Here is a 20,977-nt window from a genome sequence, read left to right on the forward strand (position 1 = left end):
GGTTTTTGATCAATTATTGAGCAGGCGGCACGTAACCGTCGGCCTTGGCGTAATCCTCGCCGGAAAAGAACTTGTCCATTTCGCCCGCCAGGTATTTACGGTCTTCGGCGTTCATCATGTTCAGGCGTTTTTCGTTGATCAGCAGGGTCTGGTGTTTCAGCCAGTCGCTCCAGGCTTGGGCAGAGATATGTTCGAAAATATCCTGGCCCTTGGCGCCTGGGTACGGAGGCCGTTCCAGGCCTGGCAGTTCTTCTTTGTACTTGCGGCACATTACGGTGCGGGTCATGACGAAACTCCTGCGTTCAATACGTCGGCCGCGCGCTTCAGCAGTTTTTTCACCGGGGCGGCAAGGCCCAGGCGCGGCGGGGTGGCGAGGTTATACCAGAGCCAGTCGGCCTCGGCCACGTGATGGGCGGATTCCTCGACCTGCACCAGCCAGGGCTCGATGGCCAGCTGGAAGTGGCTGAAGGTGTGGATCAGCCCCGGCAGTGCCTGTTGTTCGCCCAGTGCCAGCGCGTGCTGGTTGGCGAGGTGTTCCAGGTCTTCCAGGTCATCGAGTTCCGGCAAGCTCCACAAACCGCCCCACAGGCCCGTGGACGGGCGGCGGTAAAGCAGAATCGCACCCTCGGCGTTGGCCAGCAGTGGCATCAGCGTGCGCTTTTGCGGGATGGTCTTGCGCGGCTTGGGGATCGGGTAACGCGTCTCCAGGCCGAGCATGTGGGCTTCGCAGCCTTTTTCCAGCGGGCACAGCAGGCAGCTAGGCTTGCTGCGCGTGCAGAGCGTGGCGCCCATGTCCATCATTGCCTGGGTGTAGGCGTTGACGCGGTCGTGTGGCGTAAAGCGCTCAGCGGTGGCCCAGAGCTGTTTCGCGACCTTGGGTTCGCCGGGGTAGCCTTCTTGCGCAGTAAAGCGCGCCAGCACGCGCTTGACGTTGCCGTCGAGGATCGGCGCGCGCAGGCCCATGCTCAAGCTGGCGATGGCGCCGGCGGTTGAGAGGCCAATGCCGGGCAGCTCAGTGAGTTTTTCCACATCCTTGGGAAATTCGCCGCCGTATTCAGCGACCACGATTTTGGCAGTCTTCTGCAGGTTACGTGCACGGGTGTAATAACCCAGGCCCGTCCACAGGTGCAGCACTTCATCTTCCGGCGCGGCGGCCAGGGCTTCGACCGTCGGCAAGGAAGCCATGAACCGGTCGAAGTAGTTGAGCACCGTGCTTACCTGGGTCTGTTGCAACATGATCTCCGAGACCCACACCCGGTAAGGCGTGATGCCCTGTTGCCAGGGCAGGTCATGGCGACCGTGGCGGTCGTACCAGTCCAGCACCGCCTGTGAAAACTGCTCGTTTCTCATCGTTTGAACAGGCCTTTAAGGGCGTCTTTAAGCTGCGGATTAACCTTGTCGAGCTTCTCTTCGATCTTATCGCTGAGCTTGTTGCCGGCGGCTTTGATGGCGACCTGGGTCAAGCCGTCCTTGTCCAGGCGGCAGGCCTTGGCGCCCAGTTCCAGCGGGCCACGGCAGCGCAGCGGTACTTCGATGTTCTGGAAGTTGGCGCCCACCTGGCAGGCCGGGTCCGGCACGTCGCGCTGGTCGCCTTCGACGATGATGCCGACGCGGTAGTCCATGCCCAGCACGCGCAGGTCGACATCACCGTTGCCGTTGACCGCCAGGCCCGGGATGCGCACTTTGAGGTCCGGGTTACTCGCCACGCCGTTACGCAAGTTAAGCGTGCCGCGCAGTTCCTGGAACGGTGTGTCCTTGCCCTGTGGCGTGGTGCTCAGGGTCTTGCGGTTGAGCAAGGCAATGCCGGTACACAGTTGCTGTTCAATGTTGGCGTTGAGCAGCGCGCCGTTAGTGATCACAAAGCTGGCGGTACCGTTGAGGCTGTCGATCAGCGCCTTTTGGCTGTTGCCACGGCCGTTGAGGTTGCTGTCGAGAGTGACTTGGCCTTTGACCGGCGGGTTTTGTCCCTGGGCTTGCAGGATGCGTTCAACCGGCACTTGTTTGATGTGGGTTTGCAGCGCCAGCAGCGGGATGTCCTGACGCACATCGAGTGTGCCGTTGGCCTGGAAGGTGCCGTTGTAGAGGCCGCCGCTCAAGGTGTCGAGCTTGAGCTGGCCATCGGCGCCGGAGGCCTTGAGCGCTGCATTCTGGATTGGCAGCTTGCTTAAGGTCAGTTGCCCAAAGGCCAGGTCGGCGTTTACGTCCAGGGCGCGCAGGCGGGTCAGTGGCAGCAGCTTGTCGGTGCTCCACGCGCCTTTGGTCGGGGCTTGCGGCAATGGTGTGGTGCCGCCGGCAGCCATGGCGCCGGCTTCGCTGTTCTGCACTTCGGCCTGGCGGGCGGCGGTTGCGCCTTTGGCCGATTCGGACTTGGCCGGCAGGTAGTTGTCGGCGTTGAAGGTGTCGCCCTTGAGCTGTACGCGCAGGGCTTGCTTGGCGAAGTCATCCACGGCGATACGACCGGTGAAGGTGCTGCCGTCGAGTTTCAGGTTCAGGTCTTCCAGCGCCACGCTGGTCGGGGTGCCCTTGAGGCTGCTGACCAGCTCGACTTTGCTCAGGCTGCCGTCAGCCATGGGCGGCAGCGGGTGGCCGACGCTGTCGAGGAACTTGGCCAGGTCAAACTGGGCAATCGACAGTGCGCCGCTGACTTGCGGGGTTTTGTTCAGGTCATTGACCTTCAGTTCGCCCAAGGCGCGCAGTTGGTTGGCGGAGAGCTTGAGGTTGGTCCATTCGGCGATGTTGGCCGCCAGGTCCACCAGCAATTGGCCCTGGGTGGAGAAGGTCACGGTCTTGCCTTGCAGCGGTTCGCCGGTGGCTTCGCCGCTGAGTTTCATGTCTTCGAACTGGTAGCGTTGCAGGGCACGCTGGATGCGCAGGTTGCCGTTCAGTTCGGTTTTGACGCGCATCAGTGGCTGGTTGCTGCCCAGGAAGGCGGTGAGCTTGAGTGGAATGCTCGCGCCTTCATGCACGGCGCCGGCGCTCAGCTGGATACTTTCGGCGCTGAACTGTTTGCCGGTCTGCTCATCGTTGTATTCAACGCGGGCGTTGTTGATGGTCAGGCTGTCGATGTCCAGGCGGATCGGCTTGGGCGGCTTTTCCGGTTCGGGCTCGGCCGCAGCTTGCGTTGGGGCAGGGGCGCTGGCGGTTTCGGTCGCATCCGGCACGTTCTTGCCGATGTCTTCCCAGTTGCCGTGGCCTTGCTTGTCACGGTTAAGGCGCAGGTTGAGGCCTTCGACACGCACATCGCTCATCTGCACTTCGCGGCGCAGCAGCGGCAGCACGCGCACCGACAGGCCGAGCATCTGCAAGTCGGCGAACGGTTGGGTCGGGTTGGTCATGGTCGCCACGCTGGCTTCATGCAGCTCAAGGCCCAGCCAGGGGAACAGGCTCCAGCCGATATCGCCATTGAGCGTCAGCTCGATGTGGGCCTTGTCGCGGGCAATCTGGCGAATCTCGTCTTTGTAGTCGTTGGGATCGAAGAGGTGGGTCAGGGCAAAGCCCAGGGCCACAATGATCAGCAACAGCCCGAGGAGTACCAGACCCAGGATTTTGCCGAACGCTTTCATGGGCGAGTCCTTGTATGTCGATTTCAAAATTTAGCCGCAGAGTATAACGCCCGAAGGCCTGCGTCAGTTCACGCATCGTTACATTGTATCTAGCACCGGCAAAATCGGATTTTGCTGTCAAACAAATCAGTTTGAGTAAAAAAGGTGATGTCAGTTTGGTTTTTCTGTCATCCACTGGTGCTAATCTTCGCGGGTTCGTCTGTCGTCTGCGACACAAAGTCGCGCTTAAAAGGAGCTTTACTCAACAACAACGGCCAACGCTCTGCGTGCAAGGTCGAGGGAGAGAGTGCCTGACGGACACATACTAATAACTGGGGGAAACACCAATGAGCACTAGCACTGCGGCCGGTAGTACTGCCGCACAGCCCGCGTTCCTGTCCAAGGAACGCATTATCGCCAAGCCCGGCTTCAACCGCTGGCTGGTTCCACCGGCCGCCCTGGCCATCCACCTCTGCATCGGCATGGCCTACGGGTTCTCGGTGTTCTGGCTGCCGCTGTCCAAGGCTCTGGGTATCACCGCGCCGGTCGCCTGCGCGCCGGACATGAGCTTTATCGCGCAAGTCTTCTCGTCCCAGTGCGACTGGCCCATCTCCATGCTGGGCTGGATCTACACCCTGTTCTTCATCTTCCTGGGCTGCTCGGCGGCCATCTGGGGTGGCTGGCTGGAACATGCCGGGCCACGTAAAGCCGGTGTTGTCTCGGCGTTGTGCTGGTGCGGCGGCCTGTTGATTTCTGCGCTGGGGATTTATACCCACCAGATCTGGCTGATGTGGATCGGCTCCGGTGTGATTGGCGGTATCGGCCTGGGCCTGGGCTACATCTCGCCGGTGTCGACCCTGATCAAGTGGTTCCCGGACAAGCGCGGCATGGCCACCGGCATGGCGATCATGGGCTTCGGCGGTGGCGCCATGGTGGGTGCACCGTTGGCCGCAGCGCTGATGGGCCATTTCGCTTCGCCAACCAGCGTGGGCGTGTGGCAGAGCTTTGTGGTCATGGCCGTCATCTACTTCGTGTTCATGATTGGTGGCGCACTGTCGTACCGCGTTCCGCCGACCGGCTGGAAGCCTGAGGGCTGGACCGCCCCGGCGAAAAAAGCCAGCAACGCGATGATCACCCACCGCCACGTGCACGTGAATGTAGCGTGGAAAACCCCGCAATTCCGCCTGGTATGGCTGGTGTTGTGCCTTAACGTGTCTGCCGGTATCGGCATCCTCGGCATGGCGTCGCCGCTGTTGCAGGAAGTGTTCGGTGGCAAGTTGCTGGGTGTGGATGTGCCGTTTGGCCAGCTGGACGCAGGTCAACTGGCCTCCATTGCGGCCATCGCTGCAGGTTTCACCGGTCTGTTGAGCCTGTTCAACATCGGTGGCCGGTTCTTCTGGGCGTCGTTCTCCGACTACCTGGGCCGTAAAAACACCTACTTCGTGTTCTTCGCCCTGGGCTTTGCCCTGTACGCGCTGATCCCGAACCTGGGGCACCTGGGCAACGTGGCGCTGTTTGTGGCGGCGTTCTGCATCATCCTGTCGATGTACGGCGGCGGTTTTGCGACTGTGCCTGCGTACCTGGCCGACCTGTTCGGCACCCAAATGGTCGGCGCGATCCACGGTCGCCTGTTGACCGCATGGGCTGCGGCGGGCGTGTTGGGCCCGGTGCTGGTGAACTACCTGCGTGAGTATCAGCTGAGCATCGGCGTACCGCGCGCTGCGGCCTACGACATCACCTTGTACATCCTTGCGGGCCTGCTGGTGCTGGGTTTCCTCTGCAACCTGCTGGTGCGGCCGGTGGCCGACAAGTACTTCATGACCGACGCCGAACTGGCTGCCGAACAGGCACTGGGCCATGACAAAGGCGCCGATGCCAGCACTTCGCTGGAGTGGAAAGCGGCCCCTGGTACTGTGCCGATGGCGATTGCCGCCTGGCTGGTGGTAGGTATTCCGTTGGCGTGGGGTGTGTGGGTGACCCTGCAAAAGACGGCGGTACTGTTCCACTGATACCCGGTTTCCCGGTGCCCTCTCATGCAAGGTGAGTGGGCGTCGGGCAACTTAGTCCTGCTTCTTGTCAGGCAAGGTCCTGGCTGAAGCGCCGCGCCATGGAATGCGTTGAAACCATGGGCGCGGCACCGGATGAACAATCACCCGCAAGGCACGTGCATAGTCCATGACCAGGCCGGGTGTCCACGCCATGGTCATGGCGCGCTTGCGCACTTGCGCGGCAATCCACAACTCAGGCATGAGCAAGGTCTGCAGGACCGAGCGCCAGCGCCGGGACCGTTCCGACAACACGCCATCCATCGATGCTTCCAACGCAAAGGCCACGCTGCTGGAACAGTTGCGGTAGGTCAGGTTGTAGGTGGCCTGTTGGCGATAGTTATTCGAGAACTCGATCAGCGCTTTGCGGCTGTACTGGTGAAAAATAATCTTGCGGTCCGAGTCGCACCAGTTGGCCACTTCAGTGGCGTAGTCCGGCTGGAATGTGCCTGGCACGTCGTTATTGCGCGTGGCCTTGAGGATGCGGAAGAACTCGGCCGGTGAGCGATCGATGTCCGCGACCGGGTACAGGCTCAGGTACACCGAGGGCGACAGCTCAAGCGCTGCGTGCCCGGTTGAAATCACGCCTTGTGCATCCACCGCCGCAATGTAGCGATTGATGATCGGGCGAGGAATTGTCGTTGCGCCGGCGGTGCCTTCCGGCGTCCAGATATGCACGATCAATGGGTCCTGCAAGTCAGGCTCTTGCTCCAGGCGCGGCTCCAGCGGTTTTTGCGGTGGCAGCTTCTTGAAGTCTGACAGTAAATCCCTTGGTACAAGCAGCTCAAACGTTGAAGTGCCGTTGCGCAATCGCCTCACGCGATGCGCAATGCGCACCGTGTTGAAGCCGCTGACGATCATCAATGCACCGAGGAAAAACGACACCGTTGCACTGAGGGCGATGGGGTAAGGACTGACCAGCAACCCCGCGAACGCCAACTGAGCGCCGCCGCTGATCAACGACGATCGCCAGTGCGGGAACCTGACGACCCAGGCCGAGCTAATGGTCAGCAAGCCAATCACGAAGTAGGTCAGGCCAAAGATGATCGCCAGCAACAGGTGGCTATAGACGTTGTTCGCGAGAATCAACACGGCGACGAAGAAGAAAATGCCACCCTTGAAATACAGCACGGCCCGCTGAGCGCCTACGCCGCTGGCAGCCACGCTGAGGGTGACAATGCTTTCCAGCAGCAACATCAAACCGAATGCGCGCATCGGAAAGTACAGTGCACCGTCCAGGCCGTCGTACATCACGCCCAGGCCCAGCGAGCCCCACAGGATACCCACCAGGCCGAGAATCCAGAATTTGGATCGCACGAACTCAACGCCGAACAGCAGTAAAGCAATCTGAATCATTAAGTACCCCTACAGGGAAAAGCAGGCTGTCACAGGCGAAGGTTCAGGAGTAGCGGCCGCTTTGCCAGTTGCCGACAATCACTTGGCCATGGGCATCACGCAGGGCGCCGGGGCTTTGGTCATACAGGGTCAGCCATTCACCATTGCCCTTGTCGATGCGAAAGGCCAATGACGCGGCGCGGGTATGGGTTTCCGGCGACCAGTGGCGTTTGAGACTGTCGCGGTCCTCTGGGTGTACACGCTCCAGGACCTGCTGCACGGTGCGCAGGGGCTGGGCACTCACGTCCAGCAGCGTTTCAAGGTTGTCGTCCCAGAGAATTTCCCCGGTTCCCGGGTGCAGTTGGTACATCACACCGCTGCCCGCCAAGCGCCCGGTTTCCAGGTCGTAAGGTTGAGCGGATTGCCTCATCAAGCGTATTACCAGCACCAGTAATGCCGTGATGGACAGGTAACTTTGCGCAAGCAGCAAGGGCTCGCCTTCCTGCAGGCCGTGCACATAAAACGGCCCGGTTTTCTGGTCGGTGAAATTGACCACGATACCGCCCAGCACCAGTAGCGCGATTGAGCCGCCAGGGCTGCGCCACGTTATGCAAACGGCGAGCGTAAGGGCGATGGGCAGGCAGGCCAGGATGAAATACGCCGCTGCGCCCGCGTCGGTGCCCAGCCTGTTGATGAGCCAGAGCGGGGACGCCCCGAAAACGTACCAGGTGTTCAATGCCAGCAGCAGCAACCATACCCCGCCGGCCAGTCTCGTGCGCGTGCGAGCAGGAAAGTCGCGCAGGTTGCTGTTCAGTACATTCATCACCACGACGGTTGAGAAGAACACGCCGCTCATGCCGGACATCCAGTTGGTCATGAACGTGTGCGGTGATACTTCCCCGGCCAGCATCAGCCAGCCTTTCCTGATCAATGCCAGGACGCAGCAAACGCCTACGGTTGCCAGCAACCACAGCAAAATGGCATGCAGTTCGTCGCCGCGCCGAGCGAAGCGCCGAACCAGCCAGGCAATCGCAACAGAGCCTGCCAGTGCCATCGCTGAAAGCGCCACGGCGGCCGGTAGATGTTGCCAGCCGTGCTCATCCAGCAGCACCCGTGCGACCAGAAACACCGCAAACAACATCGGCCAGTGAGCGCGTCGCGAGCTGAGGAACGCCGACACGGAAATGCCCGCCGGGAACCAGATAATCGCCATCTGCGAGACGGGATCTTCGAAGGCCAGCGACATGACGCCGGTCACGTAGTAGGTCACCGCCCACAGGAGGAGGACGCCGCTGCGCTGTAAGACTGTCGGTATCGTCATTGTTGAATATTCATTAGGTTTTAAACATTGCGCTCATATTACCGCGAAGCCGCCGGCGGCATCGGGTAAATGCGCTGAGCGCACCATCCTGGGGCGGCCACTTGTATGCACATGTCTATCCCCGACACTCCATCAGTCTTATGCCCTTCGATGTTTCTGTTTGGCGCCCGCGCCCCTATAATGGCTGCCTTTTTCGCCCAATGATTTTGCGGAGCTGGTGATGGCCGAACGTAAGGTATCCGTCGAGCGCGACACTCTGGAAACCCAGATCAAAGCCTCGATCAACCTGGATGGCACCGGAAAGGCCCGATTTGATATCGGTGTACCTTTTCTTGAGCACATGCTGGACCAGATCGCCCGCCACGGGCTGATCGACCTGGATATCGTCAGCAAGGGCGACCTGCATATCGACGACCACCACACGGTGGAAGACGTAGGCATCACCCTCGGCCAGGCATTTGCCAAGGCCATCGGCGACAAAAAAGGCATCCGTCGCTACGGCCATGCCTATGTCCCGCTGGACGAAGCGCTGTCGCGTGTGGTCATCGACTTCTCCGGCCGCCCAGGCCTGCAGATGCATGTGCCGTATACCCGCGCTACCGTGGGCGGCTTCGATGTCGACCTGTTCCAGGAATTTTTCCAGGGCTTCGTCAACCACGCGCTCGTCAGCCTGCACATCGACAACCTGCGCGGCACCAACACCCACCACCAGATCGAAACCGTGTTCAAGGCTTTCGGCCGCGCACTGCGCATGGCCGTAGAGCTGGATGACCGCATGGCCGGGCAAATGCCGTCGACCAAGGGCGTTCTGTAATGCAGACGGTCGCGGTTATCGATTACGGCATGGGTAACCTGCACTCGGTGGCCAAGGCGCTCGAGCACGTAGGCGCCGGCAAGGTGCTGATCACCAGCGATGCCAACGTGATTCGCGAAGCCGACCGCGTGGTGTTCCCCGGTGTCGGCGCGATTCGCGATTGCATGGCCGAGATCCGCCGTCTGGGCTTTGACAGCCTGGTGCGCGAAGTCAGCCAGGACCGCCCGTTCCTCGGCATCTGCGTGGGCATGCAAGCCTTGCTCGACAGCAGTGAAGAGAACGGCGGCGTCGACTGCATCGGCCTGTTCCCCGGCCAGGTGAAGTTCTTCGGTAAAGACCTGCACGAAGACGGCGAGCACTTGAAGGTGCCGCATATGGGTTGGAACGAAGTCAGCCAGACCGTCGAACACCCACTGTGGCACGACATTCCGGACCTGGCGCGTTTCTACTTTGTGCACAGCTACTACATCAATGCCGGTAACCCGCGCCACGTGGTGGGCGGCGGGCATTACGGCGTCGACTTCGCCGCTGCGCTGGCCGACGGTTCGCGCTTTGCCGTGCAGTTCCACCCGGAGAAGAGCCATACCCATGGCCTGCAATTGCTGCAGAACTTCGCCGCGTGGGATGGTCGCTGGTAATGGCCAAGAAGCCGAAGCCGCCGATCTTGAACCTCACGCCCGAACAGGAGCGTGAGGCGACCGACAAGATCAAGCGTTTCATGGACGACCGTTTCGAGCTTAAGTTGGGCTCGTTCGAGGTCGCCGAGATTCTTGAGTTGTTCACCACCGAAGTGGCGCCGCACTATTACAACAGGGCGATTTTCGACACGCAGACGCTCCTTAAAGAAAGGTTCGAAAGCATCGAAAGCGACCTGTGGTCGCTTGAGAAACCCTGATTTCCCAAGCATTGCTGAATATCGAATAAGGTTTGCCAGATGCTGATTATCCCCGCTATCGATCTCAAGGACGGCGCTTGTGTACGCCTGCGCCAAGGCCGCATGGAAGACTCCACCGTGTTCTCCGATGACCCGGTGAGCATGGCTGCCAAATGGGTAGAAGGTGGCTGCCGTCGTCTGCATCTGGTGGACCTGAACGGCGCCTTCGAAGGCCAGCCAGTCAATGGCGAAGTGGTGACCGCCATCGCCAAGCGCTACCCGAATCTGCCGATCCAGATCGGCGGCGGCATTCGCTCCCTGGAAACCATCGAGCACTACGTCAAGGCTGGCGTGAGCTATGTGATCATCGGCACCAAAGCGGTGAAAGACCCGGCGTTTGTGGCAGAAGCCTGCCGTGCGTTTCCGGGCAAAGTCATCGTGGGCCTGGATGCCAAAGACGGCTTTGTCGCCACCGACGGTTGGGCTGAAATCAGCACCGTGCAGGTCATCGACCTGGCCAAGCAATTCGAAGCCGACGGCGTGTCCGCCATTGTTTATACCGACATCGCCAAAGACGGCATGATGCAGGGCTGCAACGTGCCGTTCACCGCAGCGCTGGCCGCCGCGACCAGGATCCCGGTGATCGCCTCCGGTGGCATTCACAACCTGGGTGACATCAAGTCGCTGCTGGACGCCAAGGCGCCCGGCATCATCGGCGCCATCACCGGCCGCGCGATCTACGAAGGTACTTTGGACGTCGCCGAAGCCCAGGCTTACTGCGACGCCTACAACGGCTGAGGACTGACCATGGCGCTGGCCAAACGCATCATCCCTTGCCTGGACGTCGACAACGGTCGCGTGGTCAAGGGCGTCAAGTTCGAGAACATCCGCGACGCCGGTGACCCGGTGGAAATCGCCCGTCGCTATGATGAGCAAGGTGCCGACGAGATTACCTTTCTCGACATCACCGCCAGCGTCGACGGCCGCGACACCACGTTGCATACCGTCGAGCGCATGGCCAGCCAGGTGTTTATCCCGCTGACCGTGGGCGGTGGCGTGCGCACCGTGCAAGACATCCGCAACCTGCTCAACGCCGGTGCGGACAAGGTCTCGATCAACACCGCTGCCGTGTTCAACCCGGAGTTCGTCGGCGAAGCCGCGCAGCACTTCGGCTCGCAATGCATCGTGGTCGCCATCGACGCCAAGAAGGTGTCCGGGCCGGGCGAAACCCCGCGCTGGGAGATCTTCACCCACGGCGGTCGCAAGCCGACCGGCCTGGACGCGGTGGAATGGGCGATGAAGATGGAAGCCCTGGGCGCCGGTGAAATCCTGCTGACCAGCATGGACCAGGACGGCATGAAAAACGGTTTCGACCTGGGCGTGACCCGCGCCATCAGCGATGCGCTGGGCATTCCAGTGATCGCCTCCGGCGGTGTCGGCAACCTGCAGCACCTGGCCGACGGCGTGATCGAAGGCCACGCCAGCGCAGTGCTGGCGGCGAGCATTTTCCACTTTGGCGAATACACCGTGCCTGAGGCCAAAGCCTATATGGCCGCGCGCGGTATCGTCGTTCGCTAAACGCTGCTGGACACCCTGGCAGGCGCGGGGCACTCTCTGCGCTTGCCATGGATTCCGGTAGCCTTCATGTTCAAGACCCTTCTGCTTGCTCTCGCCAGTACGTCCATTCTGTTGACGGGCTCGGCTCACGCCGAAGAACCGTCCGACGCCTCCCTGGTGTTGCTGACGGAAAACTTCCCGCCTTACAACATGGCGAAAAACGGCAAGAACTTCGCCAAGGAAGAAAACATCGAGGGCATCGCCGTCGATATCGTGCGCGAGACGTTCAAGCGTGCGGGCATTTCCTACAATCTGACTCTGCGTTTTCCTTGGGAGCGCATCTACAAGCTCGCCCTGGAAAAGCCCGGTTATGGCGTTTTTGTGACGGCGCGTTTGCCGGACCGCGAAGCCCTGTTCAAATGGGTCGGCCCCATCGGCCCGGATGATTGGGTGATGCTGGCCAAGGCCGACAGCAAGATTGAGCTGACCGACCTTGAACAGGCTCATCGATACAAGGTCGGCGCCTACAAAGGTGACGCCATAGCCGAGACCCTGGAAAAGCAGGGCCTTAAGCCCATCGTTGCGCTGCGTGATCAGGACAATGCGCAAAAACTGGTGGATGGCCAGATCGACCTGTGGGCCACCGGCGACCCGGCGGGCCGTTATCTGGCTCGCCAGGTGGGGGTGACCCAACTGAAAACCGTGCTGCGCTTCAACAGTGCCCAGTTGTACCTGGCGCTGAATAAAGACGTGCCGGATGAGGTGGTGGCCAAGCTTCAGGCGGCACTCGACCAGTTACGGGATGAGGGTGGGGTCGATCAGATCATGGCCCGGTACCTCTAGCTCAGGCTGCGCTTGATGCGTTTGCGCCGCTGGAGGTGGTTCGTCAGGCAGTGGCTCGGCGTTTGGATAATCGCTCATGTAGATGTTGTCACCATTGGTATAGCTGGCGGTGCTTGAAACCTGGCTACCGTCTTGTCGCAGCAGGCGGTATTCGCTTTGTACAAGGTACGCCGCAACGGCTTTATTCGGCGGAACATAAGTGATGATTTCCAGCGACGAAGCCTGGTCCCAGCCTTTGGCTGATCGTTGCGTGTGGGTGAAGTCGCGATCCAGGTGCGCCGAAAAATTCAACTCGACGACGTGTTCGCCGACTGGCCACTCTTTGCCCAGGTCGATGCTGGTGTTGGCCGCCAGAGCCTTGGCAGTCCCACCTATTTCACCTTTTGCAGCCGTCCACATGAACGGCTGACGGGTCGCTTCGATGTTGTGCCCAAAACCTACACAAAGGTGGCGGTCGGCGCGCTCCAGGCGATAGGTCGGCGACGACTGAAACTGTTCAACCACGGTCAATTCCGGGTCTTTGACACAGAACCAGGGCAGCTCGCACGCCTGGGGCGTGTGGGCGGTTTCAGCAGGCTCCGGGCGTTCGTACCCGCTGAGGGTCGGCGGTGGCAGGTCGTGCAGTTGCGCGGTCAATGTCAGGCGCAGCGAATAGGCCTCAAGGCTTGGCCTGGCATAGTTGCCAGTGCCGATGAAGGTGCCGGGGGCCAGGTATATTTCGCCGGCGGGTGCATTGGGAGGTGTCACCGACCAGAGGCTCAAATCGCTGGCGGCGCCGCTGCCTTTATCGTCCCAGATCAATTCGCCCGCTTGAGCGGCCATCACCAGGTCTTCTCGCACACACCGCACGGCATGGCGTGAGGGTTTGTCGTAGTCCACGCCGTACACCAGCCCCATCGCCACATAGCCTTCTGGTGGCAGCGGGCGCCAGATAGATGCATTGCTCAGCGCTCCGGAGCCTTCATCCTGCCACACCAATTGATAGTCGACGGGCGCACGCAGGGCCGTGCCATCGACCTTGTTCGCGTCGCTGACCACGGCGACAACGTTGGCGTGGTTGATATTGCGATAGTGGTTCACCGCAATATCACCCAAGGTAAAAAACGGTCTCAGGGCATCGGAGGCGGTGCTCGGCCGCCAGAGGCCGACGGCTTTATGCGCGTCCGACCCTTTGTCGTTCCACAGCGGCAGAAACTCGCTGGTAAAGCTGATGAGCAGGTCATTAAATTGCAGAGGCTTCATGGAGGGCTCTCCAGTTGATGGGAGCATCAACTATCGAGCAGTGCACTCGGTGCCGAGCGGTAACTATCTACGCGCCGGAAGATAGGTCCCGTTTTTGCCGTGTGCCGCCATGGCTTGGTTGCTGCGCACACTGATCATCAACTTGATATCAATCCAGTCGATGCCCTGGGCCTTGAGCTTGGGCAACTCACGCTCCAGAACCGCCAGCGTTTGCGGGTAAGGGTGGCCGATCATCACCACTGAGCCCTGTTTGTGCGCCAGCTTGATCGCGGTTTGCAATTGGGTGGCAATCGCCGCCTCGGTGCGTTCGTCATCCAGGAACACATCCCGCGACACATGCGCCAGGCCGATCTTCTGCGCCTCGGCGGCGGCGACGGTCTGTGCGCTGGTGCGACTGTCGACAAAGAACTTGTTGCGCCGTTGCAGCTCGGCCATCAGCCACGCCATCGCCGCTGGCTGGGCGGTCATGCGGCTGCCCATATGGTTGTTGATGCCGGCGGTGTAGGGCACGGCCTTGAAGGCGGCGTCCAGGCGCTTGCCAAGTTCTTCGATGGGCAGCTCGGGGTGCCAGGCGAACGGGCCGGTGGCCGGGTCCATGGGCATGTGCAGGATCACGACCTTACCGGCCTTGTGCGCTTCACGGGCGAATTCGGCGGCGTGGGGCGTGTCGGGCATGATCGCCGTGGTCACCGGCCCAGGCAGGGCCAGCACGCGACGGTCCCGGGGCAGGTTTTGCCCCAGGTCGTCGATGATGAGGGTCAGGTAGGCTTTTTGCGGCTCACCGGCAGGCGTCGCGTGGGCGACGCCTGCCAGGCTGCACAGCAGAGCGATGATCAGGGCAAAACGCATATCAACGGCTGCGCGTAATGCTCAGGCCTTTAAGCAGGCTGAGCGCCTGGGCCAGTTGGTAGTCGTCGTCCTGCGGCATCGGCTTGGCTTTGGCGCCACTGCCGGTCGGCTGGTCGGCGCCGCCGTTGCCATTGCCCAAGTGACCTTGCAGGTCGGCCTCTTTGTAGTACTCGCTGTCGACCTCGTTGGTGATCTTGGCCCTGCGCACCTCGATGTCCGGCACGATGCCCTGGGCCTGGATCGAGCGACCGTTCGGCGTGTAGTACAGCGCCGTGGTGATCTTCAGTGCGCGGTCGTTGTTCAGCGGCAATACGGTTTGCACCGAGCCTTTGCCGAAGCTGGTGGTGCCCATCAGCACGCCGCGCTTCTGGTCTTGCAGGGCACCGGCGACAATTTCCGACGCCGAGGCGCTGCCGCCGTTGATCAGCACGGCCAGTGGCACGCCTTCGCTCAGGTCGTTACCGGTGGCCGAGAAGCGCAACTCGGAGTTGGCGATACGGCCCTTGGTGTACACGATCAGGCCTTTGCTGATGAAGTGGTCGACCACTTCAACCGCCGACTGCAGTACGCCGCCTGGGTTGTTACGCAGGTCGAGCACGATGCCGTTGAGCTTCTTGCCGTTGTCTTTACGCAGCTTGGCCAGGGCCTTGGCCACTTCGTCGCCGGTCTTGACCTGGAACTGGGTGATACGGATGTAACCGTAGCCTGACTCCAGCAGCTGGCTCTTCACGCTCTTGACCGTGATGGTCGCGCGGGCCAGGGTCACGTCAAACGGGTTGCCGCCGTCGCGTACCAGGGTCAGGGTGATTTTCTGGCCGAGCTTTCCGCGCATCTTGTCGACGGCTTCGGTCATGGACTGGCCACGGGTCGGCTGGCCGTTGATCTTCACGATCAAGTCACCGGCCTGAATGCCCGCCTTGGACGCAGGGGTGTCATCGATCGGCGAGACCACTTTGATCTGGCCATCTTCGGAGCCGACTTCGATGCCCAGGCCGCCGAACTCACCGCTGGTGCTTTCCTGCAGCTCGGCAAAGTCTTCCGGCCCCAGGTAAGCGGAGTGCGGGTCGAGGTTGCTAAGCATGCCCTTGATGGCATTTTCCAGCAGGGTCTTGTCGTCTACGGGTTCGACATAGGCTGCCTTGATCCGGTCCATGACCTCGGCAAAGGTACGCAGCTCGTCCAGCGGCAGCGGCGCCTTGGTGGTCGCAGCGGTGGCGGCGGGTGCAGCCTGGTCGGCAAAAGCCAGAGGCGCGCCGATCACCAGGGCGATCGTCAGGGCCAGCGAAGTGAGGCGGGACAAATGCAGCATGTCGAACGAACTCCTAATGTAGGTGCAGCCCTATCCTTGGGAACGGCACCATTGTGCAGGGTCGCTCGGGCGGCCCTGCTGACGAATAGCGAAGTACAGCGCCGGGGTGTCCTGGCCGCCACTGTTACCGACAGTGGAGATGGATTCACCGGCTTTTACAACATCACCTGCCGACTTGAGTAATGTCTGATTGTGGCCGTAAAGGCTCAAATAGCCATTGCCGTGGTCAAGAATCACCAACAAACCGGCGCCGCGCAGCCAATCGGCGAACACCACACGCCCACCGTGAACGGCGTGGACCTGGCTGCCGGCGGCGGCGCTGATCATCACCCCGTCCCACTTGGCGCGGGTGTCATCGCCACGGGTTTCACCAAAGCGCGCCAGTAGTCGACCATCAACTGGCCATGGAAGTTTTCCGCGGGCTGAAGCAAAAGGGCCTCCGAAGTTCTCGCCGGAGCTGGAAACCAGCGGCCCAGGCGCTGCGCGCGCCGGTTTACGCGGCGCCGGCGCGTCGGTGGTGGCGGCCAGCTCGGCTTCACGCTGGCGCTTTTTTTCCGCTTCCTGCTGGGCGATCAGCGCTTTTTGCCGCGCTTCTTCAGCCTCACGTGCCTGGCGAGCCAGGGTTTCTTCGATGGTTTTGAGCACTTTACCCAGGTCAGCCTGGTCTTGCTCGCGGGCCTGGAGCTTGGCGTCGCGGGCCTTTACATCGTTATTGAGCTTGGCCAGGGCTTGCTGGCGCTCTTTGCGCACCTTGTCCAACTGGTCGCGCTGGGTGTCGAGGGCGGTTTTCTGATCAAGCAATTGCGACTGCTGGTCGGCGATTTCCTGCTCGACATTGGCCAGCTGGCGCAGGGTTTCATTAAAACCCTTCAATTGCGCCAGGCGCGCCTTGCTCAGGTAGTCGTAATAGGTGAGGGTGCGCGCGAATTTCTCGGGGTTCTGCTGGTTGAGCAGCAGCTTGAGGTATTCCTGGCGGCCGCTCTGGTAGGCGGCGCGGGCCTGGATCGCGATCAGGCGTTGCTGTTCAACGCGTGCGCTCTGGAGTTTTTTTTTCTCAGCGTCGAGTCGCTCCAGTTCCGACTCGCTCTTCTTTAATTCTTTTTGTAGCTCCTGGACCTGCTTCTCGAGCTTGCCCATCTCGGTTTCCGTGCCGCGCAGGTCTTTCTGCACCCCGGATTTTTCTTCCTGGAGCTTGCCGAGCAGTTTTTTCAGCTCGGTAATGTCCTGACGCGTAGCGTCCAACTGTTGTTGGGTTTGTGCGCGCTCATCGGCAAACGCCGGTTGGAGCAGGCAGACTAGAGCGAGGGTAATCAAGGCGCGAAGCATAGAGGCGGGCGACACCAGGGAAAGGGACGGCCTAGTATGCCCGCCAAGCGCCGCAAAAAAAACGTCTCAACGCCAACTGCTTTGAGGCGTTCGTCATAAAAAGCCGTTCAGGGGCGATTTAATTGGGCGGTTTGGTGGTAAACCAATATCGAAGAAACGCTTTGAAACGCTCCACCTGTACTGGTTTTTGCTGCTGAGAATAGACTCTCGAGCCCTCTAGTCAGGTAGTTGGCGCGATCGGCAATGTCCGGTATTCATGAGTCAAAAGGCCAGCAAACCTGGCTCGATTACGGATTGCCCGACCTACGTAGCCTTGATCGGGCTCTACGTTCTTGCGCACTTGAGGAGGTGTTGGCGGGCAAAGACATGCCGATGCTGTCGATATCGTAGCTTCAAATCTGGGGATTACTGATTCGGCATGCCCTCAGGTTTGTATAGATTCCCCTCTGGGCAGGGTGTTGATCCAGCGCACGACGCTGCGGCACATCGTTGAAAAACGGCAGGACGCCAGAGAGCGATATGTAAAATTCGCGCTGGATACGCTGACAGGGCCTCTGGAGATCTGGCGGGTCGCTTATAGCGACGGTTCGGCTCGGCTGGCGTTCATCGGTGCTTATGAAACCAAGCGACAAATGCTGGTGGTGGTGAATATCCAGGCAGGCAATGTGTTGTGGAATTTCATGCAGACCGATGCCAAGGCGCTGAATAAGCATCGCCATGGGGAGCTGCTTTACAAACGCTACCAACTTTTATAACAGGCAAAGAAAAGGGCAGTTCTCTCGAACTGCCCTAAATTAGAGCGCTTGATATTCATATACACACCCTCAAGCAGGGGTGTGGAGGTCTCACCCTACGCTGATGTCCAGCCATCAACGGGGTTCCTACGCCAGTTATCGCCGCTGGAGGCAACTGGTTTCGCGCTCACGTTCATTATTGACGGGCTACTCGCTTTGAGCAACCCCCGAACTGTTTCAGACCAGAATCGAAGTACCGGTCATCTCTTTCGGCTTCTCCAACCCCATCAGCTTCAGCATGGTCGGCGCCACGTCCGCCAGTACGCCGCCTTCACGCACCTTCAGGTCGCGCTTGCCGACATAGATGAACGGCACCGGCTCTGTGGTGTGGGCGGTGTGGGCTTGCCCGGTGGATTCGTCGGACATCTGCTCGCAGTTGCCGTGGTCGGCGGTGATCAGCGCTTCGCCGCCGACTTTCTCCAGGGCGTCAACGATGCGGCCGACGCACAGGTCCAGGCATTCCACGGCTTTAACGGCCGCTTCCAGGTTGCCGCTGTGGCCGACCATGTCACCGTTGGCGTAGTTGACCACGATCACGTCGTAACGCTGGTGTTCGATGGCATCGACGATCTTGTCGGTGACTTCCGGCGCGCTCATCTCCGGCTGCAGGTCGTAGGTAGCGACTTTTGGCGATGGGATCAGGATGCGTTCTTCGCCCGGGAACGGCTCTTCGCGGCCACCGGAGAAGAAGAAGGTCACGTGGGCGTATTTTTCGGTTTCGGCAATGCGCAGCTGAGTCTTGCCGTTTTTCGCCAAATAGTCGCCCAGCACGTTTTCCAGGCTGCCCGGCGCGAATGCCGAAGGGGCCGGGATGTTGGCGGCGTATTGGGTGAGCATGACGAACTCGGCTTTCGGCTGGCGCGCGCGTTCGAAGTCTTTAAAGCCGCTATCGACGAACACATGGCTCAGCTCGCGCGCGCGGTCGGCGCGGAAGTTCATGAACACCAGGGCGTCGCCGTCTTCGACTTTGACCGGCTCGCCGATGGAGGTGGCTTTGACGAACTCGTCGCTCTCGCCACGCGCATAGGCGGCTTGCAGGCCTTCCTGGGCGGTGGCGGCGTGAAATTCGCCCTGGCCTTCAGCGATCAGGTTGTAAGCCTGGGCGACACGGTCCCAACGGTTGTCACGGTCCATCGCAAAGTAACGGCCGACCAGGCTGGCGATGCGGCCCTTGCCGAGGGCGGCGAAGGTGGCGTCGAGCAGTTCGATGGACGATTGCGCGCTTTTCGGCGGCGTATCGCGGCCGTCGAGGAAGGCGTGCAGGTAGATTTTCTCGGCGCCGCGCTTGAAGGCCAGTTCGGCCATGGCAACCAGGTGGTCCTGGTGGCTGTGTACACCGCCGTCGGACAACAGGCCCATGAAGTGCACGGCTTTGCCGGCGGCAACGGCTTTATCCACCGCCGCGCAGATGGTCGGGTTCTCGAAGAACTCGCCATCACGGATCGCTTTGGTCACACGGGTGAAGTCTTGGTATACCACTCGTCCGGCGCCGAGGTTCATGTGGCCGACTTCCGAGTTGCCCATTTGCCCGTCCGGCAAGCCCACATCCATGCCTGAGCCGGAGATCAGGCCATTGGGTACGGTGGCGGTCAGGCGGTCGAGTACCGGCTTCTTGGCCGAGTACACGGCGTTGTCGTGGTGGCTTTCACTGTGTCCAAAGCCATCGAGAATTATCAGGACCAAAGGTTTAGGCGTAGTAGTCATAGATCCTCTCGCGGCGCTAATAAAGGAAGACAATTGAAAAGGGAGTAGCAGTCTAAAGCGAAGTTCCGACCACGTCACCGCTTTACGGGGGTTGGCCGCCCCTGACGGCTGTGTATACTTACCGCCATTTTAACGCCCTGGAACCTCCTTGATGGTTGATCACCTGATTGCATTTGCCACTGCCCACTACCTGCTCGCGGGTGCCTTCGTCATCCTGCTGGCGCTGCTGATCGCTCATGAAATGAGTCGCGGTGGCCGCAGCCTGAGCACGTCGGAGCTGACCGCGCTGGTCAACAAGGATGAGGCCGTTGTCGTGGATATTCGCCCGGCCAAGGATTTCGCCGCCGGCCATATCGTCGGCGCCCTGAACATTCCACAGGACAAGCTGATCGCCCGCTTGCCCGAGCTGGAAAAACACAAGGCCAAGACCATTATTCTGGTCGACGCCCAAGGCCAGCACGCCGGCACCCATGCCCGCGAGATGCTCAAAGCCGGTTTCACCGCCGCCAAACTGTCCGGCGGTATCGGCAGCTGGAAGGCCGATAACCTGCCGCTGGTGAAGTGATATGAGCCAGGTTGTCGTTTACTCCAGCGATTGGTGCCCTTACTGCATGCGAGCCAAGGCCCTGCTTGAGAAGAAGGGTGTTGCTTTCGAAGAGATCAAGGTCGACGGCAAACCCCAGGTGCGCGCCGAAATGACCAAGAAAGCGGGACGCACGTCCGTGCCGCAGATCTGGATCGGCGACAAGCATGTCGGTGGGTGCGATGACCTGTTCGCTCTGGAGCGCGCCGGTAAACTCGATGCGCTGCTGCTCGTCTGACTCCTAAACCCTAAAAGACCCCAAGATCAAGAAGGATCTGCGATGACTGACCAACAGAACACCGAAGCAGCAGAAGCTCAAGGCCCACAGTTTTCCCTGCAGCGGATCTACGTGCGTGACCTGTCGTTCGAAGCGCCGAAAAGCCCGGCCATCTTCCGTCAGGAATGGACCCCAAGCGTTGCGCTGGACTTGAACACCCGTCAAAAGGCTCTGGAAGGCGACTTCCACGAAGTCGTGCTGACCTTGTCCGTGACTGTTAAGAACGGCGAAGAAGTAGCCTTCATCGCTGAAGTGCAACAGGCCGGTATCTTCCTGATCCAGGGCCTGGACGAAGCGTCCATGAGCCACACCCTGGGCGCGTTCTGCCCGAACATCCTGTTCCCGTATGCCCGTGAGACCCTGGACAGCCTGGTCACCCGTGGCTCGTTCCCGGCACTGATGCTGGCGCCGGTGAACTTCGATGCCCTGTACGCGCAAGAGCTGCAGCGCATGCAACAGGAAGGTTCGTCGACTGTTCAGTAAGTTGACGCGATAAAAAATGTGGGAGCGGGCTTGTGTGGGAGCTGGCTTGCCTGCGATAGCATCACCTCAGTATCACTGA

Annotated in this window: 21 protein-coding genes; 11 read left to right on the plus strand and 10 right to left on the minus strand. The window is 60.6% G+C overall.

The window, feature by feature from the left end:
* Positions 1 to 13: 13 nt before the first annotated feature.
* Genes PSH96_RS01650 through PSH96_RS01660 form a run of 3 tightly spaced genes read right to left on the minus strand, consistent with a single transcriptional unit; the run spans position 14 to position 3,563 of the window.
* A complete protein-coding gene (locus PSH96_RS01650; RefSeq protein WP_305457083.1) occupies positions 14 to 286 on the minus strand; it encodes an oxidative damage protection protein in 273 nt (90 codons plus the stop codon).
* Complete coding sequence (gene mutY / locus PSH96_RS01655; RefSeq protein ID WP_056860675.1) at positions 283 to 1,350, minus strand: A/G-specific adenine glycosylase; 1,068 nt, start codon at positions 1,348 to 1,350, stop codon at positions 283 to 285. Before mutY ends, PSH96_RS01650 begins: the two co-directional genes overlap by 4 nt.
* The gene (locus PSH96_RS01660; RefSeq protein WP_305457084.1) at positions 1,347 to 3,563 is read right to left on the minus strand and encodes an AsmA family protein; all 2,217 of its coding nucleotides are present in this window, start codon (positions 3,561 to 3,563) and stop codon (positions 1,347 to 1,349) included. The genes mutY and PSH96_RS01660 overlap by 4 nt, the downstream gene beginning before the upstream one ends.
* A gap of 326 nt (positions 3,564 to 3,889) precedes the next feature.
* On the opposite strand from PSH96_RS01660, the gene PSH96_RS01665 reads away from it, so the two are divergent.
* A complete protein-coding gene (locus PSH96_RS01665) occupies positions 3,890 to 5,551 on the plus strand; it encodes an OFA family MFS transporter (protein ID WP_065930809.1) in 1,662 nt (553 codons plus the stop codon).
* 51 nt (positions 5,552 to 5,602) lie between these two features.
* Here the strand turns inward: PSH96_RS01665 and PSH96_RS01670 are convergent, their stop codons facing one another.
* The gene (locus tag PSH96_RS01670; protein ID WP_305457085.1) at positions 5,603 to 6,943 is read right to left on the minus strand and encodes an HdeD family acid-resistance protein; all 1,341 of its coding nucleotides are present in this window, start codon (positions 6,941 to 6,943) and stop codon (positions 5,603 to 5,605) included.
* Between the two features lie 43 nt (positions 6,944 to 6,986).
* Positions 6,987 to 8,243 carry an MASE1 domain-containing protein gene (locus PSH96_RS01675; protein WP_305457086.1) on the minus strand — a complete coding sequence of 419 codons (1,257 nt, stop codon included), beginning with the start codon at positions 8,241 to 8,243 and terminating at the stop codon, positions 6,987 to 6,989.
* A 220-nt stretch (positions 8,244 to 8,463) separates the two neighbouring features.
* Between PSH96_RS01675 and hisB the strand changes: the two genes are divergently transcribed.
* From hisB to PSH96_RS01705, 6 genes are all read left to right on the plus strand, one after another.
* Complete coding sequence (gene hisB, locus PSH96_RS01680) at positions 8,464 to 9,057, plus strand: imidazoleglycerol-phosphate dehydratase HisB (RefSeq protein WP_017138645.1); 594 nt, start codon at positions 8,464 to 8,466, stop codon at positions 9,055 to 9,057.
* Positions 9,057 to 9,695 (plus strand): imidazole glycerol phosphate synthase subunit HisH, encoded by a 639-nt coding sequence (gene hisH, locus PSH96_RS01685; RefSeq protein ID WP_069786763.1) that lies wholly within the window; start codon positions 9,057 to 9,059, stop codon positions 9,693 to 9,695. Before hisB ends, hisH begins: the two co-directional genes overlap by 1 nt.
* Positions 9,695 to 9,952: a DUF2164 domain-containing protein gene (locus tag PSH96_RS01690; protein WP_305457087.1), complete on the plus strand. Its 258-nt coding sequence runs from the start codon at positions 9,695 to 9,697 to the stop codon at positions 9,950 to 9,952. The genes hisH and PSH96_RS01690 overlap by 1 nt, the downstream gene beginning before the upstream one ends.
* A gap of 39 nt (positions 9,953 to 9,991) precedes the next feature.
* Positions 9,992 to 10,729: a 1-(5-phosphoribosyl)-5-[(5-phosphoribosylamino)methylideneamino]imidazole-4-carboxamide isomerase gene (gene hisA, locus PSH96_RS01695; RefSeq protein ID WP_008435688.1), complete on the plus strand. Its 738-nt coding sequence runs from the start codon at positions 9,992 to 9,994 to the stop codon at positions 10,727 to 10,729.
* 9 nt (positions 10,730 to 10,738) lie between these two features.
* The gene (gene hisF, locus PSH96_RS01700) at positions 10,739 to 11,509 is read left to right on the plus strand and encodes an imidazole glycerol phosphate synthase subunit HisF (protein ID WP_017138643.1); all 771 of its coding nucleotides are present in this window, start codon (positions 10,739 to 10,741) and stop codon (positions 11,507 to 11,509) included.
* Between the two features lie 66 nt (positions 11,510 to 11,575).
* Positions 11,576 to 12,331: an ABC transporter substrate-binding protein gene (locus tag PSH96_RS01705; RefSeq protein ID WP_305457088.1), complete on the plus strand. Its 756-nt coding sequence runs from the start codon at positions 11,576 to 11,578 to the stop codon at positions 12,329 to 12,331.
* Here PSH96_RS01705 and PSH96_RS01710 read toward each other — a convergent pair.
* The 4 genes from PSH96_RS01710 to PSH96_RS01725 form a co-directional block, all read right to left on the minus strand.
* Positions 12,284 to 13,573 carry a Vps62-related protein gene (locus PSH96_RS01710; RefSeq protein WP_305457089.1) on the minus strand — a complete coding sequence of 430 codons (1,290 nt, stop codon included), beginning with the start codon at positions 13,571 to 13,573 and terminating at the stop codon, positions 12,284 to 12,286. The genes PSH96_RS01705 and PSH96_RS01710 overlap by 48 nt on opposite strands.
* Before the next feature lie 63 nt (positions 13,574 to 13,636).
* Entirely contained in the window at positions 13,637 to 14,422 is a 786-nt protein-coding gene (locus PSH96_RS01715; RefSeq protein WP_305457090.1) for a divergent polysaccharide deacetylase family protein, read from the minus strand.
* Between the two features lies 1 nt (position 14,423).
* On the minus strand, positions 14,424 to 15,731 hold the full coding sequence (locus tag PSH96_RS01720; protein WP_305457091.1) for a S41 family peptidase: 1,308 nt from the start codon (positions 15,729 to 15,731) through the stop codon (positions 14,424 to 14,426).
* A 30-nt stretch (positions 15,732 to 15,761) separates the two neighbouring features.
* The gene (locus tag PSH96_RS01725; protein WP_065930802.1) at positions 15,762 to 17,057 is read right to left on the minus strand and encodes a murein hydrolase activator EnvC; all 1,296 of its coding nucleotides are present in this window, start codon (positions 17,055 to 17,057) and stop codon (positions 15,762 to 15,764) included.
* Positions 17,058 to 17,515: 458 nt separating this feature from the next.
* Here PSH96_RS01725 and PSH96_RS01730 point away from each other — a divergent pair, with 458 nt between their 5' ends.
* Entirely contained in the window at positions 17,516 to 17,812 is a 297-nt protein-coding gene (locus PSH96_RS01730; RefSeq protein WP_305457092.1) for a PBECR2 nuclease fold domain-containing protein, read from the plus strand.
* A gap of 216 nt (positions 17,813 to 18,028) precedes the next feature.
* Here PSH96_RS01730 and gpmI read toward each other — a convergent pair whose 3' ends face one another.
* Entirely contained in the window at positions 18,029 to 19,555 is a 1,527-nt protein-coding gene (gene gpmI / locus PSH96_RS01735; RefSeq protein WP_305457093.1) for a 2,3-bisphosphoglycerate-independent phosphoglycerate mutase, read from the minus strand.
* 151 nt (positions 19,556 to 19,706) lie between these two features.
* On the opposite strand from gpmI, the gene PSH96_RS01740 reads away from it, so the two are divergent.
* From PSH96_RS01740 to secB, 3 genes are read left to right on the plus strand one after another with little or no spacing between them, the layout of a single operon-like run.
* The gene (locus PSH96_RS01740; protein WP_017138635.1) at positions 19,707 to 20,120 is read left to right on the plus strand and encodes a rhodanese-like domain-containing protein; all 414 of its coding nucleotides are present in this window, start codon (positions 19,707 to 19,709) and stop codon (positions 20,118 to 20,120) included.
* Position 20,121: 1 nt separating this feature from the next.
* Positions 20,122 to 20,376, plus strand: coding sequence for a glutaredoxin 3 (gene grxC, locus PSH96_RS01745; RefSeq protein ID WP_056860663.1), 255 nt, complete (start codon positions 20,122 to 20,124; stop codon positions 20,374 to 20,376).
* A 42-nt stretch (positions 20,377 to 20,418) separates the two neighbouring features.
* Positions 20,419 to 20,898 carry a protein-export chaperone SecB gene (gene secB, locus PSH96_RS01750; RefSeq protein WP_012721755.1) on the plus strand — a complete coding sequence of 160 codons (480 nt, stop codon included), beginning with the start codon at positions 20,419 to 20,421 and terminating at the stop codon, positions 20,896 to 20,898.
* Positions 20,899 to 20,977: the final 79 nt, after the last annotated feature.

Source organism: Pseudomonas sp. FP2338 (assembly GCF_030687515.1).
Lineage (GTDB): Bacteria > Pseudomonadota > Gammaproteobacteria > Pseudomonadales > Pseudomonadaceae > Aquipseudomonas > Aquipseudomonas salomonii.